Source organism: Ammoniphilus soli (genome assembly GCF_040813775.1).
In genome coordinates, this window is the sequence record NZ_JBEGDL010000027.1 from 39,444 (window position 1) to 63,912 (window position 24,469).

The 24,469-nt window shown below is 46.1% G+C and carries 21 protein-coding genes; 20 read left to right on the forward strand and 1 reads right to left on the reverse strand.

The window, feature by feature from the left end; genetic code table 11:
• Nucleotides 1–51: 51 nt before the first annotated feature.
• The 13 genes from ABLT31_RS29575 to ABLT31_RS29635 all read left to right on the forward strand — a co-directional run bounded on the left by ABLT31_RS29575 (nucleotide 52) and on the right by ABLT31_RS29635 (nucleotide 13,723).
• Nucleotides 52–666 carry an aldehyde dehydrogenase family protein gene (locus ABLT31_RS29575; protein WP_367758451.1) on the forward strand — a complete coding sequence of 205 codons (615 nt, stop codon included), beginning with the start codon at nucleotides 52–54 and terminating at the stop codon, nucleotides 664–666.
• A gap of 526 nt (nucleotides 667–1,192) precedes the next feature.
• Nucleotides 1,193–1,585: an FGGY-family carbohydrate kinase gene (locus tag ABLT31_RS29580; protein ID WP_367758453.1), complete on the forward strand. Its 393-nt coding sequence runs from the start codon at nucleotides 1,193–1,195 to the stop codon at nucleotides 1,583–1,585.
• Between the two features lie 403 nt (nucleotides 1,586–1,988).
• Nucleotides 1,989–3,170 carry an acetyl-CoA C-acetyltransferase gene (locus ABLT31_RS29585; RefSeq protein ID WP_367758455.1) on the forward strand — a complete coding sequence of 394 codons (1,182 nt, stop codon included), beginning with the start codon at nucleotides 1,989–1,991 and terminating at the stop codon, nucleotides 3,168–3,170.
• A 49-nt stretch (nucleotides 3,171–3,219) separates the two neighbouring features.
• Nucleotides 3,220–4,065: a 3-hydroxybutyryl-CoA dehydrogenase gene (locus ABLT31_RS29590; protein WP_462976548.1), complete on the forward strand. Its 846-nt coding sequence runs from the start codon at nucleotides 3,220–3,222 to the stop codon at nucleotides 4,063–4,065.
• Complete coding sequence (locus ABLT31_RS29595; RefSeq protein ID WP_462976549.1) at nucleotides 4,058–5,197, forward strand: acyl-CoA dehydrogenase; 1,140 nt, start codon at nucleotides 4,058–4,060, stop codon at nucleotides 5,195–5,197. The genes ABLT31_RS29590 and ABLT31_RS29595 overlap by 8 nt, the downstream gene beginning before the upstream one ends.
• A gap of 26 nt (nucleotides 5,198–5,223) precedes the next feature.
• A complete protein-coding gene (locus tag ABLT31_RS29600; protein WP_367758461.1) occupies nucleotides 5,224–6,282 on the forward strand; it encodes a CoA transferase subunit A in 1,059 nt (352 codons plus the stop codon).
• Complete coding sequence (locus ABLT31_RS29605) at nucleotides 6,197–7,015, forward strand: CoA-transferase subunit beta (protein ID WP_367758463.1); 819 nt, start codon at nucleotides 6,197–6,199, stop codon at nucleotides 7,013–7,015. The genes ABLT31_RS29600 and ABLT31_RS29605 overlap by 86 nt, the downstream gene beginning before the upstream one ends.
• Nucleotides 7,016–7,035: 20 nt before the next feature.
• Nucleotides 7,036–7,803: an electron transfer flavoprotein subunit beta/FixA family protein gene (locus ABLT31_RS29610; protein ID WP_367758465.1), complete on the forward strand. Its 768-nt coding sequence runs from the start codon at nucleotides 7,036–7,038 to the stop codon at nucleotides 7,801–7,803.
• Nucleotides 7,804–7,815: 12 nt separating this feature from the next.
• Nucleotides 7,816–8,796 carry an electron transfer flavoprotein subunit alpha/FixB family protein gene (locus ABLT31_RS29615; protein ID WP_367758467.1) on the forward strand — a complete coding sequence of 327 codons (981 nt, stop codon included), beginning with the start codon at nucleotides 7,816–7,818 and terminating at the stop codon, nucleotides 8,794–8,796.
• A 33-nt stretch (nucleotides 8,797–8,829) separates the two neighbouring features.
• Nucleotides 8,830–9,981, forward strand: a complete 1,152-nt coding sequence (locus ABLT31_RS29620) for a CaiB/BaiF CoA transferase family protein (RefSeq protein ID WP_367758469.1) — start codon at nucleotides 8,830–8,832, stop codon at nucleotides 9,979–9,981.
• 104 nt (nucleotides 9,982–10,085) lie between these two features.
• Nucleotides 10,086–11,678: an acyl-CoA synthetase MbcS gene (gene mbcS, locus ABLT31_RS29625; RefSeq protein ID WP_367758471.1), complete on the forward strand. Its 1,593-nt coding sequence runs from the start codon at nucleotides 10,086–10,088 to the stop codon at nucleotides 11,676–11,678.
• 108 nt (nucleotides 11,679–11,786) lie between these two features.
• Nucleotides 11,787–12,155, forward strand: coding sequence for a DUF485 domain-containing protein (locus ABLT31_RS29630; RefSeq protein ID WP_367758473.1), 369 nt, complete (start codon nucleotides 11,787–11,789; stop codon nucleotides 12,153–12,155).
• Complete coding sequence (locus tag ABLT31_RS29635) at nucleotides 12,155–13,723, forward strand: sodium/solute symporter (RefSeq protein WP_462976550.1); 1,569 nt, start codon at nucleotides 12,155–12,157, stop codon at nucleotides 13,721–13,723. Before ABLT31_RS29630 ends, ABLT31_RS29635 begins: the two co-directional genes overlap by 1 nt.
• A gap of 99 nt (nucleotides 13,724–13,822) precedes the next feature.
• Here the strand turns inward: ABLT31_RS29635 and ABLT31_RS29640 are convergent, their stop codons facing one another.
• Nucleotides 13,823–14,419 carry a TetR/AcrR family transcriptional regulator gene (locus ABLT31_RS29640; RefSeq protein ID WP_367758474.1) on the reverse strand — a complete coding sequence of 199 codons (597 nt, stop codon included), beginning with the start codon at nucleotides 14,417–14,419 and terminating at the stop codon, nucleotides 13,823–13,825.
• A 339-nt stretch (nucleotides 14,420–14,758) separates the two neighbouring features.
• On the opposite strand from ABLT31_RS29640, the gene ABLT31_RS29645 reads away from it, so the two are divergent.
• The 7 genes from ABLT31_RS29645 (at nucleotide 14,759) to ABLT31_RS29675 (ending at nucleotide 24,062) form a co-directional block, all read left to right on the forward strand.
• Nucleotides 14,759–15,538 (forward strand): enoyl-CoA hydratase, encoded by a 780-nt coding sequence (locus ABLT31_RS29645; protein WP_367758476.1) that lies wholly within the window; start codon nucleotides 14,759–14,761, stop codon nucleotides 15,536–15,538.
• Nucleotides 15,539–15,600: 62 nt separating this feature from the next.
• Nucleotides 15,601–15,771: a hypothetical protein gene (locus ABLT31_RS29650; RefSeq protein ID WP_367758478.1), complete on the forward strand. Its 171-nt coding sequence runs from the start codon at nucleotides 15,601–15,603 to the stop codon at nucleotides 15,769–15,771.
• A gap of 45 nt (nucleotides 15,772–15,816) precedes the next feature.
• Nucleotides 15,817–17,883, forward strand: a complete 2,067-nt coding sequence (locus ABLT31_RS29655; RefSeq protein WP_367758480.1) for a (Fe-S)-binding protein — start codon at nucleotides 15,817–15,819, stop codon at nucleotides 17,881–17,883.
• 60 nt (nucleotides 17,884–17,943) lie between these two features.
• Nucleotides 17,944–19,089 carry an acyl-CoA dehydrogenase gene (locus tag ABLT31_RS29660; protein WP_367758482.1) on the forward strand — a complete coding sequence of 382 codons (1,146 nt, stop codon included), beginning with the start codon at nucleotides 17,944–17,946 and terminating at the stop codon, nucleotides 19,087–19,089.
• Nucleotides 19,090–19,120: 31 nt separating this feature from the next.
• Entirely contained in the window at nucleotides 19,121–22,396 is a 3,276-nt protein-coding gene (gene icmF / locus ABLT31_RS29665; RefSeq protein WP_367758485.1) for a fused isobutyryl-CoA mutase/GTPase IcmF, read from the forward strand.
• 29 nt (nucleotides 22,397–22,425) lie between these two features.
• On the forward strand, nucleotides 22,426–22,977 hold the full coding sequence (locus ABLT31_RS29670; protein WP_367758487.1) for a cob(I)yrinic acid a,c-diamide adenosyltransferase: 552 nt from the start codon (nucleotides 22,426–22,428) through the stop codon (nucleotides 22,975–22,977).
• A gap of 71 nt (nucleotides 22,978–23,048) precedes the next feature.
• Nucleotides 23,049–24,062 (forward strand): zinc-binding dehydrogenase, encoded by a 1,014-nt coding sequence (locus ABLT31_RS29675; protein ID WP_367758489.1) that lies wholly within the window; start codon nucleotides 23,049–23,051, stop codon nucleotides 24,060–24,062.
• The last annotated feature ends 407 nt before the right edge of the window (nucleotides 24,063–24,469 follow it).

Here is a 24,469-nt window from a genome sequence, read left to right on the forward strand (position 1 = left end):
CTTTTTGTGGTGCGCTCAGCATTTTAGCCGAAAATCGCTCAGCTAGCCGCATTGCGCGGATTTACGACAGCCAATGGCCAAGCGTGCACTTCCGTTCAGAGATTATATGTTCATCGGGCGATACATGAAGAAATTGTAGAGAAAATGGTGGCGTTTACCTCCACCCTAAAGGTTGGAAATCCTGAAGAGGAATCCACGGATATTGGTCCTTTGATTTCAGAGAAAGAAGCGAGAAGGGTGGAAACCTGGGTAAGCGAAGCGGTTGCGGAGGGGGCCAAAGTGCTTTGCGGAGGAACCAGAAGCGGATCCTTCTATGAACCGACCATCATTACCGATGTGAAACCGGATATGAAGGTCATGTGCCAAGAATTATTCGGACCTGTAATCAATATAGTACCTTATGATGATATTGACTGGGTATTCGAGCAAGCGAATCGCTCCGAGTTTGGGCTGCAGGTGGGGATTTTCACTAACGATTTGCAATTGGCGATGAGAGCTGCCCATGAGATTGAAGTGGGAGGAGTAAATATCAATGATGTGTCGGCTTTCCGATCTGATATTATGCCCTATGGCGGAATCAAGAACAGTGGCCTAGGTAAAGAGGGTCCGCACTATGCGATTGAAGAAATGACCGACGAGCGCATTGTCAATATTAAGCTGGATTAGTATAACAGAGCATATCCGATCCTTATAATCCGGATATGCTCTGTTTGTTTATTTGAATCATTGAATAATGATTTGCTATACCGATTACGAAAATGATCGTCGACGTTAAAGCTTCGCTTTACCTCGATAAAAGGGTCAGTCCAGTGGCCTTGCAATGAAGTAATTAAATAGAATATATTCAAAAATTTTACATTTACTTTCTATATTTTATTGAAAAAAGGAGAGTAAGGCTTCAACTGACCTTGTTTCCTTTTTTAATAATTTCCTAGTTTCCCTTTGATTTTTTCTTTTTTGTGTTGAGTTCCGTCCCTAACTATTTGCCTGACAGAAATAAATAAGTTTGTAATATCCTAAAAAAGACCCAAGGTCTTTGTGTTGACTTGGTTTTCAGTTTTATGATAAGTGAAAGTCCGAATGCGATAAGAGCCAGAAACATTTGATTCCAGATGCCTTGTGGCTTGGTACTCCAAATTTTTGCTCGACTTATGGTATCACTTGACATCGTTGATACAATGGATGATCAATGATGTCAAGTGATATCAAGGTTCGATCCCGTTCAGCTCCACCAATTTCAACACGTGGATTGGACTTCCTTGCTAAATTTGTATCAATTGTCCTCGGAGAGGGCTCGACCATATTTGAGTCAAGAATTAATTTTTCCTCTTCTGTTATTACCATACAAGGGGGATGTTCAAAAAATAATACATGGATGCAAATGTTTTCTGATGTAACTAATAAAACTATAAGAGTTTTAAAGTCTACACAGGCTGGTGTCCGAGGTGCAGCTATTTTTGGTGGAGTGGGAGTTGGTATCTTTAATAGTGTAAAAGAGGGAATAGAGATAATAAGAGATGATGAAATTTTCTATTATCCAAACTCACAATATTTCCAAAGCTATCAAGAGCTTCAAGGTGAATAATCTATAGAAAAGGTTTACTATTCAATTTTTGAAAAATTATAAGAAAAATATTGACGTATGAAAGCGTATTTAATAAAATAATAACCACAGACCACAGTCTGGGACTACAGTCTGTTTCGGATTGACTAAACTCTTCAAATCTACTGACTATGATCTATTTAGGTACATCTGATTTCTCTTCTTATAACTTAGCTTCTAAGGAAGGTTTCTATTAAAGGAGAACCAAGTTGTCACAAGGTTTGAGAAGTCTAGTTTTAGTGAAGATGGTTTATAGAATCGAGACTTATTTTTTCCTGGTGAGGAATGATAATCGAGTCTTTGAAACTATCACGGATTTTTTAAACATATACGAATGAGCGTTCAGTCGCAGGAAGATTTTAGGTATATTGGAGGAAATGGAACTATGGGAAAAACGGTCATCGTTAGTGGGGCGAGAACCCCTTTTGGCAGGTTTGGCGGGGCATTAAAGGAACAACAGGCAGTAGACTTAGGGGGGATTGTCATTAAGGAAGCTTTGGTTCGTGCCGGGGTACAGGGGGATCAGGTGGACGAAGTCATTATGGGCATGGTCGTTCAAGCCGGAGCAGGGCAAATTCCTTCGCGCCAAGCTGCACGCAAAGCCGGCTTGCCTTGGGAAGTAAAGACCGAAACGATCAATAAGGTGTGTGCCTCCGGCCTCCGTGCCGTCACCTTGGGGGACCAAATTATTCGGGCCGGGGATGCGGGAATCCTGGTTGCCGGAGGAATGGAAAGCATGAGCAATATTCCTTATGCCGTTCCGAACGGTCGTTGGGGTGTGCGGATGGGGGATACAACCATCCGGGATTTAATGGTTTATGACGGATTAACATGCGCCTTCAATCAAGTACATATGGCGGTGCATGGTAGTACAGTGGCCGCAGAATATGAAATTTCTCGGGAAGAACAGGATGCTTGGGCATTGCGAAGCCAACAGCGAGCCATCCAAGCGATGGATGAAGGAAAGCTGAAGGAAGAGATCGTTCCGGTGACCTGGGTTGACCGGAAAGGAGAAACGAAGTTCGTCGATACGGATGAAGGGCCGAGACGGGATACCAGCCTGGAACAGCTGGCTCAGCTTCCTCCGATCTTCATCAAGGAGGGAACGGTGACGGCAGGGAATGCTCCAGGGGTCAATGATGGGGCAGGCGCTTTGGTCCTTATGTCGGATGAGAAAGCGAAAGAACTTGGAAAGCAACCATTGGCTACCATAATGGGGCATACGGCTGTTGGACGGGAAGCGCCTTATATTGCCGCGACACCGGGATTGGCCATCAACGAACTGTTGAAGAAAACGGGCTATTCGGTTCAGGACATCGATTTATTTGAGATCAATGAAGCCTTTGCTGCCGTTACTTTGACAAGTGGAAAAATTGTGGGCTGGGATCCTGAAAAGGTCAATGTGAACGGAGGCGCCATTGCTTTTGGGCACCCCATCGGAGCCAGCGGGGCTCGCATTCTCATGACATTGATTTACGAACTTAAGCGCCGTGGAGGCGGATTGGGGATTGCGGCCATATGCAGCGGGGCTGCACAAGGGGACGCTATCCTCGTTCAGGTACACTAAAATCAAAAGAGAGATGAAACGTAAAGGACAAGGAGGGGGAGAAGTGGAAATGAAAAGGATGATGGTAATCGGTGCGGGACAAATGGGTGCAGGGATTGCCCAAGTAGCCGCTACAGCCGGGCTGGATGTAGTTTTAAACGATATCAAACCGGAGTTTGTAGAAAAGGGATTAGGGGGCATCAAGAAAAATCTAGCCCGCGATGTAGAAAAAGGACGCAAGACCCAAGAAGAGGCCGATCAGATTGTAAGTCGAATTACCCCATCCTCCAACCTGGAAGATGGTAAAGACGTGGATTTTGTCGTCGAGGCGATCATAGAGAATATGGCGGCCAAGACCGACTTGTTCAAGGAGCTGGATCGAATTTGTCCACCTCATGCAATTCTAGCCAGCAACACCTCTTCTTTGCCCATAACGGAAATCGCTGCCGTGACTAACCGTCCGGAAAAAGTGATCGGTATGCACTTTATGAATCCGGTTCCTGTCATGAAGCTCATCGAAGTGATTCGCGGATTAGCAACGTCCGATGAAACCTACCAAGTGGTCAAAGATTTATCTGACATGATGGGCAAGATCGCGGTTGAAGTCAATGACTTCCCTGGGTTTGTGTCGAATCGCGTGTTGCTCCCGATGATCAATGAAGCGATCTACTGTGTCTATGAAGGAGTGGCTACACCGGAAGCGGTGGATGAAGTGATGAAGCTGGGCATGAACCATCCCATGGGGCCGCTGACTCTTGCCGACTTTATCGGCTTGGACACCTGTCTTTATATCATGGAAGTATTGCATGAAGGATTAGGAGATTCCAAGTATCGGCCATGTCCGCTATTGCGCAAATATGTAAAGGCAGGTTGGCTGGGGAAAAAGAAAGGGCGTGGCTTTTATGTCTATGATTAAACTAACGGAAGAGCAAGAGATGATGCGTAAGATGGTTCGCGATTTTGCCCAAAACGAAATCGCTCCCATCATTGAATCGATGGAAGAAAAGGATGAATTTCCTTTGCAAGTGATTCGAAAAATGGGTGAATACGGCCTGATGGGCATTCCCATCCCAGAACAATGGGGAGGGGCAGGGGCGGATTTCGTTTCTTACATTTTGGCTATTCACGAAATAGCCAAAGTAAGCGCGACGATTGGCGTGATTTTATCCGTCCATACGTCGGTGGGGACGAATCCCATCCTTTACTTTGGTACGGAAGAGCAAAAGAGAAAATATATTCCTAAGCTTGCCTCAGGGGAATATATTGGCGCGTTTGCCCTGACTGAGCCTAGTTCCGGATCGGATGCCGGCAGCATTCGTACAACCGCCGTGAAAAATGGCGACAAATATATCCTGAATGGATCCAAGATCTTTATCACAAATGGTGGGGTGGCCGATACCTATGTGACCTTTGCCGTGACCGATCCTGAAAAAGGCAGCCGAGGCATCTCCGCTTTTATTGTAGAAAAGGGCACACCAGGTTTCTCTATCGGGAAAAAGGAAAAGAAAATGGGCTTGCACGGATCCAATACAACGGAATTGATCTTTGAACAAGCGGAAGTTCCTGCTGAAAATCTGCTGGGACAGGAAGGAGAGGGATTTAAGATTGCCATGGCTAACCTGGATGTCGGACGGATTGGCATTGCCGCTCAAGGTCTGGGGATTGCTGAAGCCGCTCTCGACTATTCCATTCACTATGCAAAGGAACGAATTCAGTTTGGTAAGCCGATTGCGTCCAACCAAGCCATTTCCTTTAAAATTGCCGATATGGCCACAGAGGTGGAGGCCGCGAAGCTGCTCGTTTATCAGGCAGCAGAACTTCGCAATCAAGGCATCAAATGTGGAAAAGAAGCCTCGATGGCAAAGAGGTTCGCTACGGATACAGCCATGAAGACAGCTGCGGAAGCCGTACAAATCTATGGCGGCTATGGCTATACCAAGGAATATCCGGTAGAGAGGTTATTTAGGGATGCCAAAGTGACACAAATCTATGAAGGAACAAATGAGATTCAGAGAATCGTCATATCCAAATATATTTTGCAAGATTAGGATTTCCAAGCGAGGAGTGCAAGGCAATGGAGGATAAGCAATGTTCCTTAAAAGAAGCCGTCGCGATGATCGAAGACGGCAGTATGATCACCTTCAGCGGATTTACGATTTGGCGCCGTCCTATGGCTGCGATTTATGAAATGATCCGTCAAGGGAAAAGAAACCTTCATCTGGCTGAAGTGAATTCCGGAACCCATTCTGAAATGCTCATTGGGGCTGGAGCCGTGGCCATCTGGGAATCCTGTTGGGTTGGCCATGAGCTGTACGGGAAAACCCCCTATTGTCTAGACCGGAAAATGAAATCCGAAGAAATCATTGCTGAAGACTACAGCCACCAGCATATGCTCTATCGGATGCAAGCGGGTGCCATGGGAATTCCCTACTTTCCCACTTGGGCCTCCCGGGGAACAGATATTTTGAACCCTGATTATGACATGCTGGGAAAAGCCGGAATGCGCCATGGACAGGACCCTCGCATCCCCCGGCAAAAGTTTGCCTATAGTGATGATCCTTTTTACGGGGAAGGAGAATTGATTCATGTCCCCGCGGTTAAGCCGGATGTGTGCATTGTTCATGCACAGCAGGTAGGGAATGAAGGAACGGTCCGAATCATGGGCCAAACGTTTTCAGATGAACAAGCCATCAAGGCAGCAGAAAAAGTGATCGTACTCGCTGAAGAAATCGTTCCGGAGTCCTTTCTGCGGGAGGAGCCGGATCGCAATCTGATCCCTGGCTATTTAGTGGATGCCATTGTGGAGGTCCCCTGGGGAGCTCATCCAACCGGTGTTTTCGGCTGTTACGATGTCGACGGGGATTTCATCCGTGATTTTTCTGCCGCCTCCAAAAAGGAAGGCACGTTGGAAGCCTGGCTCCAAGAATGGGTTTACGGGATCGGGAGCCATGAGGAATACTTGGACAAACTGAGCGTCTCGCGCCTCAACGGCTTGAAGGCTAACAGCTATTATAAATTCAGTACCCGAACAAAAAGGGGGATGCGTAGTGGCAAGGAATCGATTGTATGCAATGCCAGGGGATTATACCATAACAGATTTGCTGGCTGTGGCCTCCGCAAGGGAGGTTCGTGACCATGAGGTGGTTTTTGCCGGTACCGGTCTGCCCATGCTGGCGATTATGCTTGCCAAGCAGACCAATGCGGTAAACTGCAAGCTGATTTACGAAGCGGGAACGATCGATTCACAGGGTTCCTCTCTTCCATCCTCGGTAGGGGACCCCCGTTGCGTACAAGGCTGTTCCGTTGTTTCTGGATTATTTGATGTCTTTAACCAACTGCAGCGGGGGAAGATCCACTTAGCTTTCTTAGGCGGTGCCGAAATCGATCAGTATGGCAATGTCAACACAACCGTTTCGGGTGACTACCTTGATCCGACCTTGCGTTTTCCAGGCAGCGGCGGAAACCCGGATATTAACTCTTTAGCTAAAAGAACCGTTTTTTTAATGGTACAGGAAAAAAGGCGCTTCAAAGAACAGGTAGACTATGTCACTTCCCCAGGCTGGCGTGTCCGCCGATGGCCATCCGGTGAATGGATTCATCGCCGTGAAGCTTATGGCTCAAAATTTATGGGAGGACCCATCGCGGTCATTACGAACATGGCCGTGTACCGTTTTGATGAGGACAGTGGACGGATGTATGTAGATACCATTCACCCGGGGATTACCCCAGAAATGTTGCAGGAGAATGCGGGATTCGCCCTCGACTTCTCTCGCTGCACCGGAGAAACCGAACCGCCTACTCATGAGGAGTTGGACATCCTGTATCAAGTGGTCGATCCCGAAGGAATTTTTATTGCAAAGAAGTAATCGAAAAGGAGGAGTTAGGTATGGATATCATGGTGCTGTTGAAACAAACCTTTGATACAGAAGAGAAAATAACCATTCAAAATGGACAAGTTCAAGAGGATGGTCATGAATTTATCATCAACCCCTATGATGAATATGCCGTGGAAGAGGGTATTAAACTGAAAGAAGCATTTGGCGGGGAAGTGACCGTCCTTACCATCGGGACAAGCCGAGCTGAAAGTGCGCTGAGAACGGCTTTGGCCATGGGCGCGGATAAGGGAATACTCGTTGAAGATGAATCGTTGTTCGGTGATGAATATACCCTATCCAAGGTTTTGGCGGCTGTCATCAAAGGTCGTCCATACGATATTATCTTGGCTGGCAACATGTCTGTCGATAGCGGATCGGGGCAAATCGGTTCCCGTGTGGCAGAGGAATTAGGTATAGCTCATGCAGCAACCGTTACGGGACTGAAAATTGAAAGCGGTTATGCAACCGTGGTCAGGGATGTTGAAGGCGACTCGGAAAGGATTGAAGTGGCATTGCCTTTGCTGTTAACAGCCCAGCAGGGCTTGAATGAACCTCGTTATCCTTCACTTCCAGGCATTATGAAAGCCAAGAAAAAGCCCATCGAACGGCTAACGGCGGCGGATCTCGATTTTGGCACAGAGGATATCCAAGCCAAAACGGTGATTGTTGACCAATATTTACCTCCCAAAAAAGAAGCCGGGCGGGTATTAACGGGTGATGTTAGCAAACAAGTCCAAGAACTGGTTCAGCTGCTTCGCCAAGAATCGAAAGTCATTTAAGGAGGAATAAAGATGAGAAAAGTCTTGGTTTTAGCTGAAATTCGGGATGGGAATATAAGAAATGTTTCGTTTGAAGCGCTTGCGGCGGCAAAAAGGATGGCAGAAGGGGGAACCGTTGCAGCAGCTGTATTTGGCAGTCAAGCTTCTCAATTTGTGTCCATATTAGCTCAACATGGTGCTGAAAAAGTATACGTGGTTTCCCATGAACAATTAGATCAATACACACCCGACGCTTATACCCAGGCACTGGGTGAAGTCGTTCAGCAGGAAGCTTTCGATGCTATATTGCTTGGTCATACCTCAATAGGAAAAGACCTGGCTCCCCGTTTAGCCGCTAGATTATCACTAGGATTAATTTCAGATGTAACGGATATTGCGGTAGAAGGAAATGAAGTGGTTTTCACGAGACCGATTTATGCGGGGAAGGCGTTCCAAAGAAAGAAAATGGTGAATGGCAAAATATTTGCAACGATTCGCCCGAACAATATCGCTATGGGAAAGGCAGACTCCACCCGAACAGCGGAACAAGTGAAGGTTTCCATTGAGATCAAGGATCTTCGTACCATCGTCAAAGAGGTCGTTCGAAAGGCTTCTGGCCGGGTCGATCTTTCCGAGGCGAAAATTGTAGTTTCGGGTGGCAGAGGGGTAAAAAGTGCAGAGGGATTCGCCCCCTTGCAAGCGTTGGCAAACGTACTGGAGGCAGCGGTAGGAGCTTCGCGCGGAGCATGCGATGCCGAGTACTGCGACTATTCGATGCAAATTGGGCAAACAGGGAAAGTGGTAACACCGGATTTGTATATTGCTTGCGGCATTTCTGGAGCGATACAGCATCTGGCCGGTATGTCCAATTCCAAGGTGATTGTGGCGATTAACAAGGACCCGGAAGCGCCGATCTTTAGCATCGCGGATTATGGAATCGTTGGGGATTTGTTTGAAGTGGTTCCGCTATTGACAGAAGAATTTAAAAATATGCTGGATGGTGTAACGGCCTAGGAGCTAAAGACAGGCAGAAAGGAGAAGAGGACCTTGATTACTGGAATGAAAGTTCTCGATTTTTCCCGGTATTTGCCGGGGCCTTATGCGAGTTTGCGCTTAGCTGAATGGGGAGCCGAAGTGGTAAAGGTGGAAACCAAACCATTTGGTGATCCTGCCCGGAAGATGGAGCCATTGTATCAACATACAGGTGCCATTCACCTAGCGTGCAATCATGGGAAAAAAAGCTTATTGGTGGATTTAAAGAAAGAGGAAGGCCTTCACTTGATCCATCGCTTACTGAAGAAGGCGGATGTGGTCATCGAAAGCTACAGACCAGGTGTGGCAGATCAAATGGGCATTGGTTATCAACTGGCTAAGGAACTGAATCCCCAAGTTGTGTATTGTTCCTTGAGTGGCTACGGCCAAGAAGGAACGCTAAAGCACATGGGAGGACATGACATCAACTATATGGCCCTTAGCGGTATTCTCCACGGTACCATAGGTGAGGCAGGGATTCCCCGTGTCCCCGATGTCACCGTGGCTGACCTCGCGGGAGGAATGGCAGCCGCGGAAGCGATTCTTGCCGCCTATATTCACCGCTTGAAAACAGGGGAAGGATCGTATTTGGACATCTCCCTTGTGGATGCTTTGCTTTCTTGGCAAGGCGTTAATACCATGATGTCTATTGCGAAAGAAGGGGAAACCTCACTCGGGGAGGAACTGCGGAAAGCCGTCAGCTATCAGATTTATCAAACGAAAGATGGTCGCTTTATGGCTCTGGGTGCTTTGGAAGAAAAGTTCTGGGTCGGCTTTTGCCGGTCTGTGGGAAAGGAGGGCTGGATCACTTATCACCAATCCCCAGCCATCCCCGGAGATCCCATTTATGAGGAGGTAAAGGCTCTTTTTCAATCGCACGATTTTGCCTACTGGTCAAGATTGGCAGGGGAAGTAGATGCCTGCCTAACACCAGTTTTAACACGCACAGAAGCCCTGAACAGTCCAATGGCAAAAGAAAGGAAGTTATTCGGTACAGTGAGCTTTCAGAATCAAAACCTAAGCGTAGTCCATGCCATCCCAAGACAGGAAACGGCCGACATTCCGTCCATAGCGAAGCTTGGAGAGCATTCGGAAGAGATACTGAAGAGTTGGCTGGAAATGGATGACAGGGAACTGGAACTTTGCAAGCAAAAAGGGATGATCTGATTCTTAGTGATTCGCTTCATGAAGGGAGGTGAGGGTTAAGGGCAAACGGTTTGAGCGCTCAGTCATATCGATAGTCAATATTAGAGAAGGGAAGATGGGCTCATATGGACAAAACGAATTTATTGATTGCACCTGAATACTATAACCTGGCGCAGGACATTGACAGATATGCAGATGATCCCGGCAAGATTGCCGTTTTATGGGAAAATGAAAGGGGGGAAACTCGAGAAATCAGTTATCTGCAATTGCGTCAGGAATCCAATAAGTTTGCCAATGCATTAAAAAGAATAGGCTTGCAAAAGGGAGATAAAGTCATCATTACGCTTCCTCGAATCCCGGAAACCTATTCTATCTATCTTGGGGCTCTAAAATTAGGGTTGATTATATCTCCGGGTTCAGAAATGTTAATGGCCAAAGACTTACTTTATCGAGCCATGCATTCCCAAGCGAAAGCTACGATCTGCAATGATGAATTGATCGAACGCTTTGATCAGGTGCGCAGGGATGCCGAGCATTTAACGCATTTTATCGCTGTAGGGAAAGGAGCAGACGGGTGGTTGAATTACGGGAGCTTGGTGGAATCCGAATCCGATCAATTTGAAATGGTGCAAACCCGTTCGGATGACATAGCCTTCCTTAATTATACCTCTGGTACAACCGGAAACCCGAAGGGGGTGATCCACCATCATAGTTGGGCTTTTGCACACCAAGCCGTGGCGGCAAAATTATGGTTGGATATAAAAGAAACCGACATTGTGTGGGCTACCGCTGCACCAGGCTGGGCCAAGTGGAATTGGAGCCCCTTTGTATCTACGTTAGGCAGCGGGGCCACTGGGTTTGTTTATAACGGGAAATTTGATGCACAGAAATATTTAAGCTTGCTAGAGAAGTACCAGGTCAACGTATTGTGCTGCACGCCAACGGAATACCGCCTCATGGCTAAGGTCGATGGACTGGATCAGTATAAGCTTCCTCAATTGCGCAGTACCGTAAGCGCAGGGGAACCATTGAATCGCCAGGTCATCGATACGTTCAGGAAGCATTTTCATGTGGACGTGCGCGATGGTTATGGACAAACGGAAAATTCGCTCATGGTAGGGACCTGGATGGGAATGGACTTAAAACTAGGATCCATGGGAAAACCCACTCCAGGCAATCGGGTGGAGATCATTGATGAAGACGGAAATCCGGTACCGGTAGGACAAGTTGGTGATATCGCCATCCATCGCAGTACACCAGCTTTATTTAAAGGGTATTTAAATGATCCGGAACGTACAGCTGCGGCTTTTCGTGGAGAATGGTACCTGACAGGGGACCAAGCTAAAAAGGATGAAGACGGGTATTTCTGGTTTGAAGGTCGTTCTGATGATATTATTATCAGCTCTGGCTATACGATCGGACCATTTGAAGTGGAAGATGCTCTGGTCAAGCATCCAGCCGTCAAGGAAAGTGCCGTCGTGGCAAGTCCGGATGAAATTCGCGGAGCGATTGTAAAAGCTTTTGTGATTTTAAAAGACTCCAATGAAGCGAGTGAAGAATTAGTGCGGCAATTGCAGGAGCATGTGAAAAACATGACGGCTCCGTATAAATACCCGAGAGAAATCGAATTTGTCACGGAACTTCCTAAAACATCCTCAGGAAAGATACGCCGTGTTGAATTAAGACAATTGGAAAAGCAAAAGAAAGTGACGGTTTAAAAGAATCTGTTTGCCTTTGTTCTTATTCGTCATATCACCTTAGATTTGGGGCTCGAACAGGAATGTTGGAAAGGTGAAAGTGGAATGATTCTATGAGGGGGCAGGAACATGGCTGCGGAGTATAAAGAAATGGAATATATCGAATCAGGAAAAATGGATGTGAGTCAATTAAAGGCACTTGATCCCGAAACGAGCAGAATAATGAAGTCCGAGTTCTCAGCAAGTCTAAAACTTGGGTTGGTTTACTTTTTGTTTATTTTTTCCATACCCGTACTGAATTGGTTTGCCAAGGATTTTATGATGGGTCAGATTTGGGGTGGTATGACGATCAGTTGGTTCTTGACGGCCATTGTAGGGTTGGCTTTAGCCGTTGTCATTGCCGTCATACATATCTATCTCTATGAGAAAAGACTTAAGGTCAATCAGCCTGCAACTCATCCCGTTTCTGATAGAGAGACAGGAAGGAGTGCTGGATAATGAGTGCTCTAATGGATCCTAAGTACTTATTTACGATCGTATTAATGGGAACGATTATTTGGATTACCTTTGCAACAAAGCGAAACACGTCTTCTAAAGATTATTATGTGGGCGGTCGCAGTTTTGGCTGGTTCATGAATGGTTCGGCGATCGGCGGTGACTATTTGAGTGCAGCGACCTTTTTGGGTATTGCTGGCCTCACCTTTTCTTTAGGTTATGATGGCGCGTTCTATGCTTTTTGCTTCTCGATCGGCCTTGTGCTGTTAGCCATTTTTGTTGCAGGTCCGTTAAGGCGGTTTGGCGCTTTTACGGTTGCCGACTTTTTAGGTTACCGCTTTCACAGTAAACGAGCCCGTCTGGTTGCGGTTTTGGTTGTGCTCTCCATATCCGGATTTTATGCTGCCCCGCAGTTATTGGGAGCTGCACAAATTTTAAGCATGTTCTTCGGAACGAGCTATGAGTTCGGCATTATTTTTACCTGCGCTGTAATGATTTTCTATGTTGGAGTAGGGGGGATGAAGGGTACGACTTTCAACCAGGCGCTGGAATTGTGGATTCGCTTGGGAGCCTTTATCCTAATGGTCGGTGCGGCCGTCTGGGGTGGTTTGCATTATGATAAGATTTTGGCAACCATTGGGGATATGACAGGAACTTTGGCAAATACCGGTCAATACACCGCAGATGGAAAAGACATCGCTGTCGACGGAACCAAATGGTCATACACAGGCAGCTACTTCCCGAGTTTCTTACAAACGATTTCAATGGTCATCGGCCTAGCTTTCGGAACGATCGGGCTGCCGCATATTCTCCTGCGTTTTTATACCAATCCTAGCGGGAAGGAGGCTCGTAAATCGGCCATGATGGCTATCATCATTGCCAGTGTGTTCTTCTTTTTCGCTATTTACTTGGGAGCTGTGGGACGTGCATTGTTCCTTGATCCTGCTACAGACCCGAAAATTATCAAAGACATGGTCGAGGGCGGAACGAATATGGTCGTTGCTTCTACGGCGGAAGCACTGGGAGGAAAATGGCTGCTAGGTCTAATCATTGCCGGTGCCTTTGCGGCGGTTTTCTCCAACCTCTCTGGTCTTTTTATCGCTAGCTCAGGAGCTTTAGCGCATGATTTATATGCTACATTCATCAGGAAAAACCAGCTTTCTGAAAGAGAACGCGTTCTCTCGGGGAAAATCTCGATTATCATTCTTGCCGTCTTGTACGGTGCTTTAGGGTTATTGGTAAAAGAGGCCTCCATTGGCCATTTGGTCGGATTGGCTTTCTGCGTCGCGGCCAGCACCTTTGCTCCCATTTTCATTATGGGGATCTGGTGGAGAGGGATGACGGAAAAAGGGGCTATTGCAGGTTTACTTATCGGTTTATTGTCATCTATGATGATGATCTTTTTTCAAGATGCACTGCCAGTGGCTCTGCAATTCAAAATTCCAGGATTGATCACTGTCCCGCTTGGTTTCCTGTCCGTGTACATTGTGTCTAAGATTGATCGTCAAGTTCCTGCAGACGTCAATGAATTTATGAGGAAAGTACATTCCAAGGAATCTGAAGTTGCCTAGGGCATAGATTATAGACAAAAGGTAATGTCTCTTTGAAAATGAAATAGCTGTCGATCATTCTCGGCAGCTATTTCAGCTGACTGTACCGGCGATCCAAGGTTATGGCTTTAAACCTTCCAGGAACGTACGAATAAGCTTTTTTGTTTCGGTTACAAGATCAAAACGATCGTCTTGGATGCACCAATCGAATAGTGTTCCGCGCATGCATCGCGCAATTAAAGCCGTAATTTCATCAGGGGAAAGATCTTGCTTAAATTCTCCTGTTTCTTGCCCTTCTTGAACAAACTGATTGATCATTCTATAGAGGGCTCTGTCTTTATTCATGAAATAATTATGTTCAGGTGAAGCATTCGTATACAGGGTAAGATACGTTTCTTTCCCCCAATCGTCTCTTAGGTAAACCATTTGGGATTCGGAAAAACGTACTATTTTTTCAGTAGAGCTGATTTCTGCAGGAAGCGACCGAGCGATTTCTTCATAAAAGTGATCGACTTCTTTGAATTTTTCAAGGAGAATTTCGTATTTTGATTTGAAATGCGTATAGAAGGCACCTTTTGACGTGTTGCTCAGTGTAACAATCTCATCGACAGTTATATCATTAAAGTGTTTTTTATTCAGCAGACTTAAAGCTGTATCTAGAATCTTCTTTTTAGTTTGTTTCGCCCTGACTTGTCGTTGAGTCATATTTGTACTCATTTTATAGTTCTCCTTAGAAAAAATTACCGAGTCTGACCAGAGTTTAGATTGTAATGGTATTCGTTTAAATCAAAGTGTAACAAATCTATTAAACTGTGACAAATAATAATGATGGTTTCAAATTAAAAAGTTTTCAAAACATATTGACGCATTTAAGGTTTCTGGTAAAATAAGTTACAGACTACGGTCTTTGACTTCAGTCTCTCAGTTGCACGAGCTGAAGCTCCGAGACTATTTTATAGAGGGGGTTTATTATTCGCGATGACCGACTGATCAGTCGGTCATAATGCGGGCCGTTTAAAAACAACGTGATTAAACTCATAAGAAAGGAAAAACGATATGGAACAACAAAAAGTGAAGATGATGGTGGAAGATCAAATTGCTTATATTACCATAGCCCATCCACCGGCAAATGCTTTGGATCAACAAACCTTGCTAGAATTAGAGCAAGTCATTCAGAAAGTAGAAGAGAATACACAAATCAAGGTGGCTGTGTTGACGGGCGAAGGAAAAATGTTTATTGCAGGAGCTAATATCAAGGAATTTACCTTCATTGAAGATGAACATGCAGGTCGGGATTATGCCTTGAAGGGGCAGCAGATTTTTCAAAAGATTGAACAATTGAAGAAACCTGTCATTGCCATGATTAATGGAGCTTGTCTCGGTGGCGGATTAGAGTTAGCCATGGCCTGCCATATACGGATTGCAGCAGATACGGCCAAAATAGGGCTGCCTGAGTTGAATCTAGGGCTGATACCGGGCTTTGGAGGAACACAGCGGTTAGTTCGCCTGACGAACCGGGAGAAAGCAACCGAACTCGTTCTTACTGGCGATATGATCGACGGAAAGGAAGCAAGCCGGATTGGGTTAGTTTCGCGAAGTGTACCGCTTGAGGAGCTGGAAATAACGGTGAAACATTTGGCAGAGAAAATCAGGGCCAAAAGTTCAGTAAGTATTCAAGCAGCCCTGTCTGCCATGGATCAAGGAATCGTGTATGGACAGGAAAAGGGATACATGGCAGAAGCAGAGTTATTCGGAAGTTTATTTACAACCGAAGATGCAAGAGAGGGAATTCAGGCTTTTATTGAGAAGAGGCAGCCCATCTTCCAAAACCGTTAGCGAAGGTAAGGAAGGATAGGCAGGCCATTTTCAAACTTAACCCAGTAAGGAGAAAAATCATAATGATAGATCAACTAGAGAAACAACATATATTACCTAAAGTGATCAAAGCTAAAAAAGGTATTCCTACTGTAATTGAGTGGAACGGACAGAGGTATGTGTTAGATCATTCCAGTCAATATAAGCCAGGAGTCAGAAAGCCCTTCAAAAATATTACACTTACCCTTAAATAAGACTCCTTCAATTTTTTCGAAGTAGAGGGGACAGGAGGTTTACCCATGTTATCATTACTTCATTTTTTAGCCCTCATGGCTGTCACCAGTTATGCCGTCTACTTGTTTCTCCATGTTGTATACAGCCGCTATTTGTTTGTGAAGCTTGGCAAGAAAGCCGCTTTTGAACCGAATCTGAGAGAACGAATCAATGACGTGTTAATCAATGGGTTCGGACAGAGAAAATTGTTTAAAGACAAAAAAAGCGGCTGTATGCACTTGATCTTATTCTACGGCTTTATGATCATCCAAGTCGGACTGATCGAACTAGTCATCAAGGGATTTAGTAAAGGGTATGAATTCCCGTTCGGCGACGCACACAAATATTTCAGTCTCCTGCAAGAGTGGACCACCTTCCTGATGCTGTGCGCCGTTGGCTATGCGGCCTTCAGACGTTATGTGGAGAAGCTGAAGCGATTGCAATGGAAACGAGATGGCAAAGCGGCCTTTGTTTATATCGGACTAACCATTCTGACCCTGTCGATCCTGCTTTCGCTGGGCTTTGAAACACTCATGCTCGGGCACGAACCGGACTTGGTCTATGCCCCCTTCTCCGGAGTGGTAGCTGTGGTATTCTCCGGCATCGGAACGACAGCAGCCACCGTTTTGTTCTATGTATTCTGGTGGGTGCACATGCTGATCGTGTTGTCCTTCATGGTTTTCGTCCCGCAGTCTAAGCAAGCACATGAGCTATTCGCGATGTTTAATATCTTCTTCAAGAAAGTTGGGCCTTCAGGGAAATTAAGCAAGATCGATTTTGAGGATGAAGAAGCGGAGGAATATGGGGTTGGGAAAATCGAGAACTTTACCCAGCAGCAGCTGATCGATCTATATGCCTGTGCGGAATGTGGACGATGCACGAATATGTGTCCCGCTTCCGGAACGGGAAAGACCTTGTCTCCGATGGATCTGATAGTGAAGATGAGGGATCACCTGACGGAAAAAGGAGCTGCGATCACTTCCCGTTCGCCTTGGATGCCGGATTTTGTCTTACAGAACACGCATGCCAACCAATTGGCTATGCAAGGAGCAGCCTCATCTGAGGTGGCTGCTACCCTCGAATTCCCGAGTCTGATTGGGGATGTCATCACGGAAGAAGAGATCTGGGCGTGTACAACCTGCCGCAACTGTGAGGATCAATGTCCGGTGGCTAATGAACATGTCGATAAAATTATTGATCTGCGTCGTTACCTCGTGTTAACGGAAGGGAACATGCCGCATGAAGCGACTCGCTACTTCCAAAATATTGAACGCCAAAGCAATCCATGGGGCATTAACCGGAAGGAACGCATCAAATGGCGTGAAGGCCGCGAAGATATCGTGGTTCCAACCGTGGATGAAGTGGAAGAGTTTGAGTATCTGTTTTTCGTGGGTTCGATGGGATCCTTTGACAATCGCAGCCAGAAAATTGCTCAATCGTTTGCCAAGATCATGAATGTAGCTGGGGTGAAGTTTGCGATCTTAGGGAATGAAGAACGCAATTCAGGCGATACGGCTCGCCGGATGGGGAACGAGTTTTTATTTCAGCAGCTATGCCAGGAAAACATCGCCAATTTTCAGGCGTATGATGTCAAGAAAATCGTGACCATCTGTCCGCATACGTACAATACCTTTAAACATGAATATCCAGAATTTGGTTTAGAGGCGGAAGTAGTTCATCATACGGAAATGATTTGGAAGCTCATCCAGGAAGGCCGCATCAAGCCTACCCAAGAAGTGCAAGAAGCCATTGCCTATCACGATTCCTGCTATATCGGGCGATATAATGACATCTATGATATCCCACGGCAAATTTTAAAATCTATTCCTGGCGTCAACGTGCTAGAAATGGAGAGAAACAAGCAGGATGCGATGTGTTGTGGTGCTGGTGGAGGAAATATGTGGATGGAGGAGACCCAAGGGAAACGGATCAACCTAGAGCGAACGGAGCAGGCCCTTCGGCTCAATCCGACAACGATTGGAAGCAATTGTCCATATTGCTTGACGATGATGAGTGATGGAACCAAGGCGAAAGAAGTAGAAGACCAGGTGAAAACATTGGATATTGCCGAGATTGTAGAGAAATCCCTATAGTGCGGCAAGCAATGCGGTTGGTAGATAAATTCTAAATTTTATATAGGAAGGGTGTAGTCAATGAATTTTCAATTGTCAGAAGAAAATCAAATGATGCAAAAAATGGTGAGAGAGTTTGCTCTGAAGGAGTGTGAGCCTACGGCTGCCCAGCGTGACGAAGAAGAATATTTTGATATGGGCATATGGCATAAGATGGCGGAGCTAGGCTTATGCGGGATCCCTTGGCCGGAAAAGTACGGCGGCGCCGGTGCGGATTATTTAAGCTATGTCATCACGGTCGAAGAGCTTTCCCGTGTGGATGCCTCCGTAGGGGTCACTCTCTCTGCCCATACATCCTTAGCCGGATGGCCGGTCTACACATTTGGCACGGAAGAGCAAAAACAAAAATATTTGCGGGCCATGGCCGAAGGCAAAAGCATGGGAGCCTATTGCTTGACGGAACCGGGATCGGGTTCCGATGCCGTTGGAATGAAAACTACGGCGGTCCTGGATGGGGATGAATGGATCCTCAACGGATCTAAGATTTTTATCACGAACGGAGGGCATGCCGACATTTATATCGTATTCGCACAAACCAACTCGGAACTGAAGCATAAAGGCATTGCGGCCTTTATTGTGGAAAAGAGCTTCCCTGGCTTTTCGGTAGGAAAGAAGGAGAAAAAACTCGGCATTCGTTCTTCTGCTACCACGGAAGTGATATTTGAGGATTGTCGGGTTCCGAAAGAAAATCTATTGGGTCAAGTGGGGGAAGGCTTCAAGATTGCGATGATGACCCTCGACGGAGGCCGGAACGGGATTGCTTCCCAAGCGCTGGGGATCGCTCAAGGAGCGTTGGACCATGCGGTTGCCTATGCAAAGGAACGCGTCCAGTTTGGCAAACCCATTAGCAAGCTGCAAGCAATCCAATTTAAGTTAGCCGATATGGTTACCAAGATCGAAGCGGCTCGTTTATTGACCTACCAAGCAGCCTGGCGGGAAGACCAAGGGATATCGTATGGACTGCAATCCGCCATGTCCAAGCTGTTTGCCGGGGATATCTCCATGGAAGTGACGATTGAAGCGGTACAGGTTTTCGGGGGATACGGATATACCCGTGAATATCCGGTAGAGCGTTTTATGCGCGATGCCAAGATTACACAAATCTATGAAGGGACGAACGAAATTCAACGATTGGTCATTGGCGGGTATCTTTTAAAAGATGAATAGGAAACCAAAAAAGTGAGAGAAGGTGAAGGAGATGGAAACGCAAGTTTGCCGCCCCACAAGTAATGTGCGATTTGTTACAGCAGCTGCATTGTTTGACGGTCATGACGCCTCGATTAATATCATGAGGCGGATTCTTCAGGCTTCCGGTGTGGAAGTGATTCATCTCGGACACAACCGGTCCGTGGATGAGGTTGTGAACGCTGCCATTCAGGAAGATGTCCAGGGCATTGCCATCAGCTCCTATCAAGGGGGTCATGTGGAATATTTAAAATATATGCATGATTTGCTGAAGCAAAAGGGTGCCGGTCACATCCGAATTTTTGCTGGCGGGGGTGGAGTCATAGTACCTGCTGAAATCAAGGAGTTGCATGAATACGGCATTGCCAAGGTCTTTTCTCCGGATGATGGGCGTGAGCTGGGACTGCAGGGCATGATCAATCTGATGATCCAAGAAGCGGATTTTCCAACCCCGAAGCAGTTAGAGCAGGAGTTGGTCCTATTAAAGGACAAGCATTGGGGAGCGATTTCAAAGCTCATTACCCTTGCAGAAGAAAATCAAGGACACGGCGCAGTCAAAGCATCTGTTGCTACGGCCTTGGAGCAATGGCAGGCGGAAGCGCCTACCGTACCTGTATTGGGGATTACAGGAACCGGCGGAGCAGGAAAAAGCTCGTTAACGGATGAATTGGTGCGTCGCTTTCTGGAGCAATTCCCAGAACGGTCCATTGCGATTATTTCCATCGATCCTTCCAAGATGAAGACCGGAGGCGCCCTGCTTGGCGACCGTATTCGCATGAATGCCATCAATAATCCTCGCGTCTATATGCGCAGTTTGGCTACCCGGGGATCAAAGTCCGAGCTTAGCTATGCCACGAAGGAAGCCGTCGAAGTGGTGAAAGCGGCGGGGTATGACTTTGTCATTGTCGAAACAAGCGGAATTGGACAAGGGGACTCGGGCATCGTCGATCTTTGCGATATCGCCATGTACGTGATGACAAGTGAATTTGGTGCAGCCACCCAATTGGAAAAGATTGATATGATCGATTTTGCAGATGTCATTGTCATCAATAAATTTGAACGTCGCGGATCCGAAGATGCTTTGCGTGATGTGCGCAAGCAATTTAAACGAAGCCGCCAGTTATTTGAAGTCACCGATGAGGAACTTTCGGTATTCGGCACCATTGCCAGCCAGTTTAATGATGAAGGAACGAATGTTCTTTTTGCCAACCTGATGAACTTGGTGGAAAAGATATCGGGAGGCGACTGGCCTACCTCTTATGACGATAAGATTCAGAAGGTGACGAAGAAAAATTTAATCATTCCTCCCGATCGAACGGGCTACCTGGGAGAAATCGTTCAAACGGTTCGCCAATATAAGAAATTTTCGGAGGAGCAAGTCAGTTTGGCCCGTAAGCTGTTCCAACTGCGGGGAACAAAACAACTCGTGGAGCATCACAACGGACAACTGATGTCGAAGGAAGAAGCGGAAGTCTTTACGGGCAAGTTAGATGAAATGATAGAACATTATGAGGAGAAGCTTCATCCGGAATGCAAAAAGATGCTCGAAGAGTGGCCGAAAACCCGTGAAAGGTATCAACAAGACCAGTTCGTGACGAAGGTGCGCGATCAAGAAATCGTAACCGAACTCCATACAGAATCGTTGTCCGGAAATAAGATTCCTCGTGTGAGTGTGCCGAAATTTGAAGATCAGGGAGAAATTCTACGCTGGCTGCTAAAAGAGAATTTACCGGGATATTTCCCTTACACCGCGGGAGTCTTCCCATTTAAGCGAACGAATGAAGATCCGAAACGCCAATTTGCTGGAGAGGGAACGCCTGAGCGTACGAACCGCCGCTTCCATTACCTTTGCCAGAATGATGAGGCGAAGCGTCTGTCTACTGCTTTTGACAGCGTCACCCTATATGGTCAAGATCCGGATTACCGTCCTGATATCTATGGGAAAATCGGGAACAGCGGAGTGAGTGTGTGTACCTTGGATGACATGAAGAAGCTGTATGCAGGCTTTGACCTGTGCCACCCTTCTACCAGTGTCTCCATGACGATCAATGGTCCGGCACCGATTATTTTGGCTATGTTTATGAATACCGCGATCGATCAGCAGGTAGAGAAGTTTATCGAGAAAAATGGAAGACAGCCGAGCCAAGAAGAGAAAGAACAAATTAAGGAATGGACACTGAAAACCGTACGCGGGACGGTGCAAGCGGATATTTTAAAAGAGGACCAGGGGCAAAATACGTGCATCTTTTCAACGGAGTTTGCGCTGAAGATGATGGGGGATATCCAACAGTACTTTATCGATCATAAGGTTCGCAATTACTATTCCGTAAGTATTAGCGGGTATCATATTGCGGAAGCAGGAGCTAACCCCATTTCCCAATTAGCTTTCACCTTGGCGAATGGTTTCACTTTTACGGAATATTACTTGAGTCGCGGTATGCACATCGACGACTTTGCTCCTAATTTGTCTTACTTCTTCAGTAACGGGTTAGATCCGGAATATACCGTCATGGGCCGTGTGGCACGTCGAATTTGGGCGACCGTCATCAAAAATAAATATGGCGGAAACGAACGCAGCCAAAAGCTGAAGTATCATATCCAAACCTCTGGTCGTTCCTTACATGCGCAAGAGATGGATTTCAACGATATTCGGACAACTTTACAAGCCTTAATTGCTATCTATGATAATTGCAATTCCCTGCACACAAACGCCTATGATGAAGCCATCACCACACCGACGGAGAACTCCGTGCGCCGGGCCATGGCGATCCAAATGATCATCAATAAGGAATTGGGCTTGGCAAAGAATGAAAACCCGCTGCAAGGTTCCTTTATTATTGATGAGTTGACCGACCTCGTCGAAGAAGCGGTATTGGCTGAATTCCAGCGCATTCACGATCGCGGAGGAGTACTCGGAGCGATGGAAACGCAATATCAGCGGGGAAAAATCCAGGAAGAATCGATGTACTATGAGCATAAGAAACACTCTGGGGAATTGCCGATTATCGGGGTCAACACGTTCATTAATCCAAATGCCGATGAAAATGCTTATGAGATTGAATTGGCCCGTTCGACGGAAGAAGAAAAGCAAACCCAGATTCGAAATCTTCAGGATTTCTGGAAAAGACATGAAGACGAATGCCGTGCAGCTCTGGAACGTCTGAAACAGATAGCGCTACAAAACGGTAACCTGTTTGAAGAGTTAATGGAATGTGTTAAGGTAGCATCGCTTGGGCAAATCACCACCGCTTTGTATGAAGTGGGCGGACAGTATCGACGCAATATGTAGATGATCTAGTCATTTAAAGGGGTGATAAATTGAAAATATATACAAAATCAGGAGACAAAGGAGAAACAAGCCTTGTTTACGGGCAACGTGTTTCCAAGCAATCTCCCCGAGTCGAGGCATATGGTACTTGTGATGAGGCCAACTCGATGATTGGCTTGGCTCTTTCCTTCCTTCCTCAGGAAGAACGATGGAATGAATTTCATCAAATTCTCCACACAGTCCAAACCAAGCTATTTCATGTAGGGGCAGAATTGGCGACTCCGCAGGGAAAAGAGGTCGGATGGAAAATTGCTGAAGAGGATGTTTGTTTTCTAGAAGAACAAATTGATCAATGGGATGCCAAATTACCACTTCTAGCTAATTTTATTTTACCTGGAGGACACCCCACAGGATCCGCCCTTCATGTGGCAAGAACGATGGTACGACGTGCAGAGAGAACTGCTGTTGAGATCCAGAAAGACGAAGACATGAGTAAGGTGGTACTCCAATATTTAAATCGTCTCTCCGATTTTCTCTTTGTTGCCGCAAGGTATATCAATCATCTCATGGGATCACGTGAAGCAACGTTGCATCAAGAATAGTTCAGAAGATCTTAGTAGAAATACGATTTGCATCTGGCAAGTGATCTACAGACAGGAAGGAAGAGATGGATATGAAAGCTATTATGCTAAGAGAACTAGGCGGTCCTCGGCAGCTTCGATATGAAGATATCGAAATACCTGCGCCTAAATCGGGTGAAGTATTAATTCGTTTAAAGTATGCATCTTTAAATAGAAGAGATGTATGGATTACCCATGGATTATATCCTGCAATGAAATTGCCCTCCATCTTGGGAGCGGATGGAGCAGGAGAGGTCGTCGCGATGGGGGATCAAGTGGAAGGAATCCAAGAAGGCAGCTCTGTGGTCATCAATCCAGGATTAAACTGGGGAGAAAATCCGAACTATAATGGACCTGACTTTTCTATACTAGGGATGCCAACGGATGGAACCTATGCCCAGTACGTCAAGGTTCCCTATAAAAACGTGTATAAAAAGCCTGATTACCTTTCCTGGGAGGAAGCGGCAGCTCTGCCGCTAGCAGGGGTAACGGCTTACCGTGCCTTGATAACGAGAGGAAATCTTCAAAAAGGAGAAACGGTCTTAATTCCTGGAATCGGCAGCGGGGTAGCTCTGTTCGCCCTTCAAATGGCTGTAGCCAAAGGGGCAAACGTATTTGTGACGTCGAGTAGTGAAGAAAAAATTGAAAGAGCCAAAAAACTAGGAGCCGTTGGAGGGGTGAACTACCGCTTAGAGCATTGGATGAAAGACTTAAAAAAGATCATGGGCGGTGCCGATCTGATTATCGATGGAGTAGGTGGGGAGAACTTTAATCAATTGCTCAATCTAGCTAAACCTGCGGGACGTATTGTTAACTTCGGTGCTACAAGCGGTCCGATTCCGGAGCTAGCCCTTCCTCGCGTATTTTTTAAACATTTAGATATAAAGGGTACTACGATGGGAAGTCCACTGGATTTTGAACAGATGCTCCAGTTATTTGAAGAACACCGAATTAATCCCGTTGTGGACCGTTCCTATCCTCTTGAAGAAGCCATGAATGCTCAACTGTATATGGAAAAGGGACAAAATTTTGGCAAGATCACTTTGGAAATTCCTGATGAATCATAGTGTAACAAAGACGAAACTGCTTATGGGCATATCGGATCTAGAAAAGAAAAGCGTGCTGTGAAGCACTCAGAGTGTAGAGAAACTAGGTCGTTTCTCTACACTTTTTTATATTTGGGGGAAATTAGAGGGGGGAATTTGGGTTGTGGATGATCATTTAAAGTGGGTGAAGTAAGAGGCCTCCTTGCGGGGAATGTATAGGGGAAAAGCAATAAAAGGGGGGAGGAGGAAGGGGAGTAAAGGCATGTCCATCCTCCGTATCATTTATGGACACGATTTTTTATTTAATACCATTTTGATTTTCTCTGCTTCGGTTGGAAGAAATTCTTTTAAAAAGTGAAGGACTTCCGTATCTTGTTGATGCAGATAAATAATAATCATGAGTATGTCCTTGTACTTTTGTTCTTCCA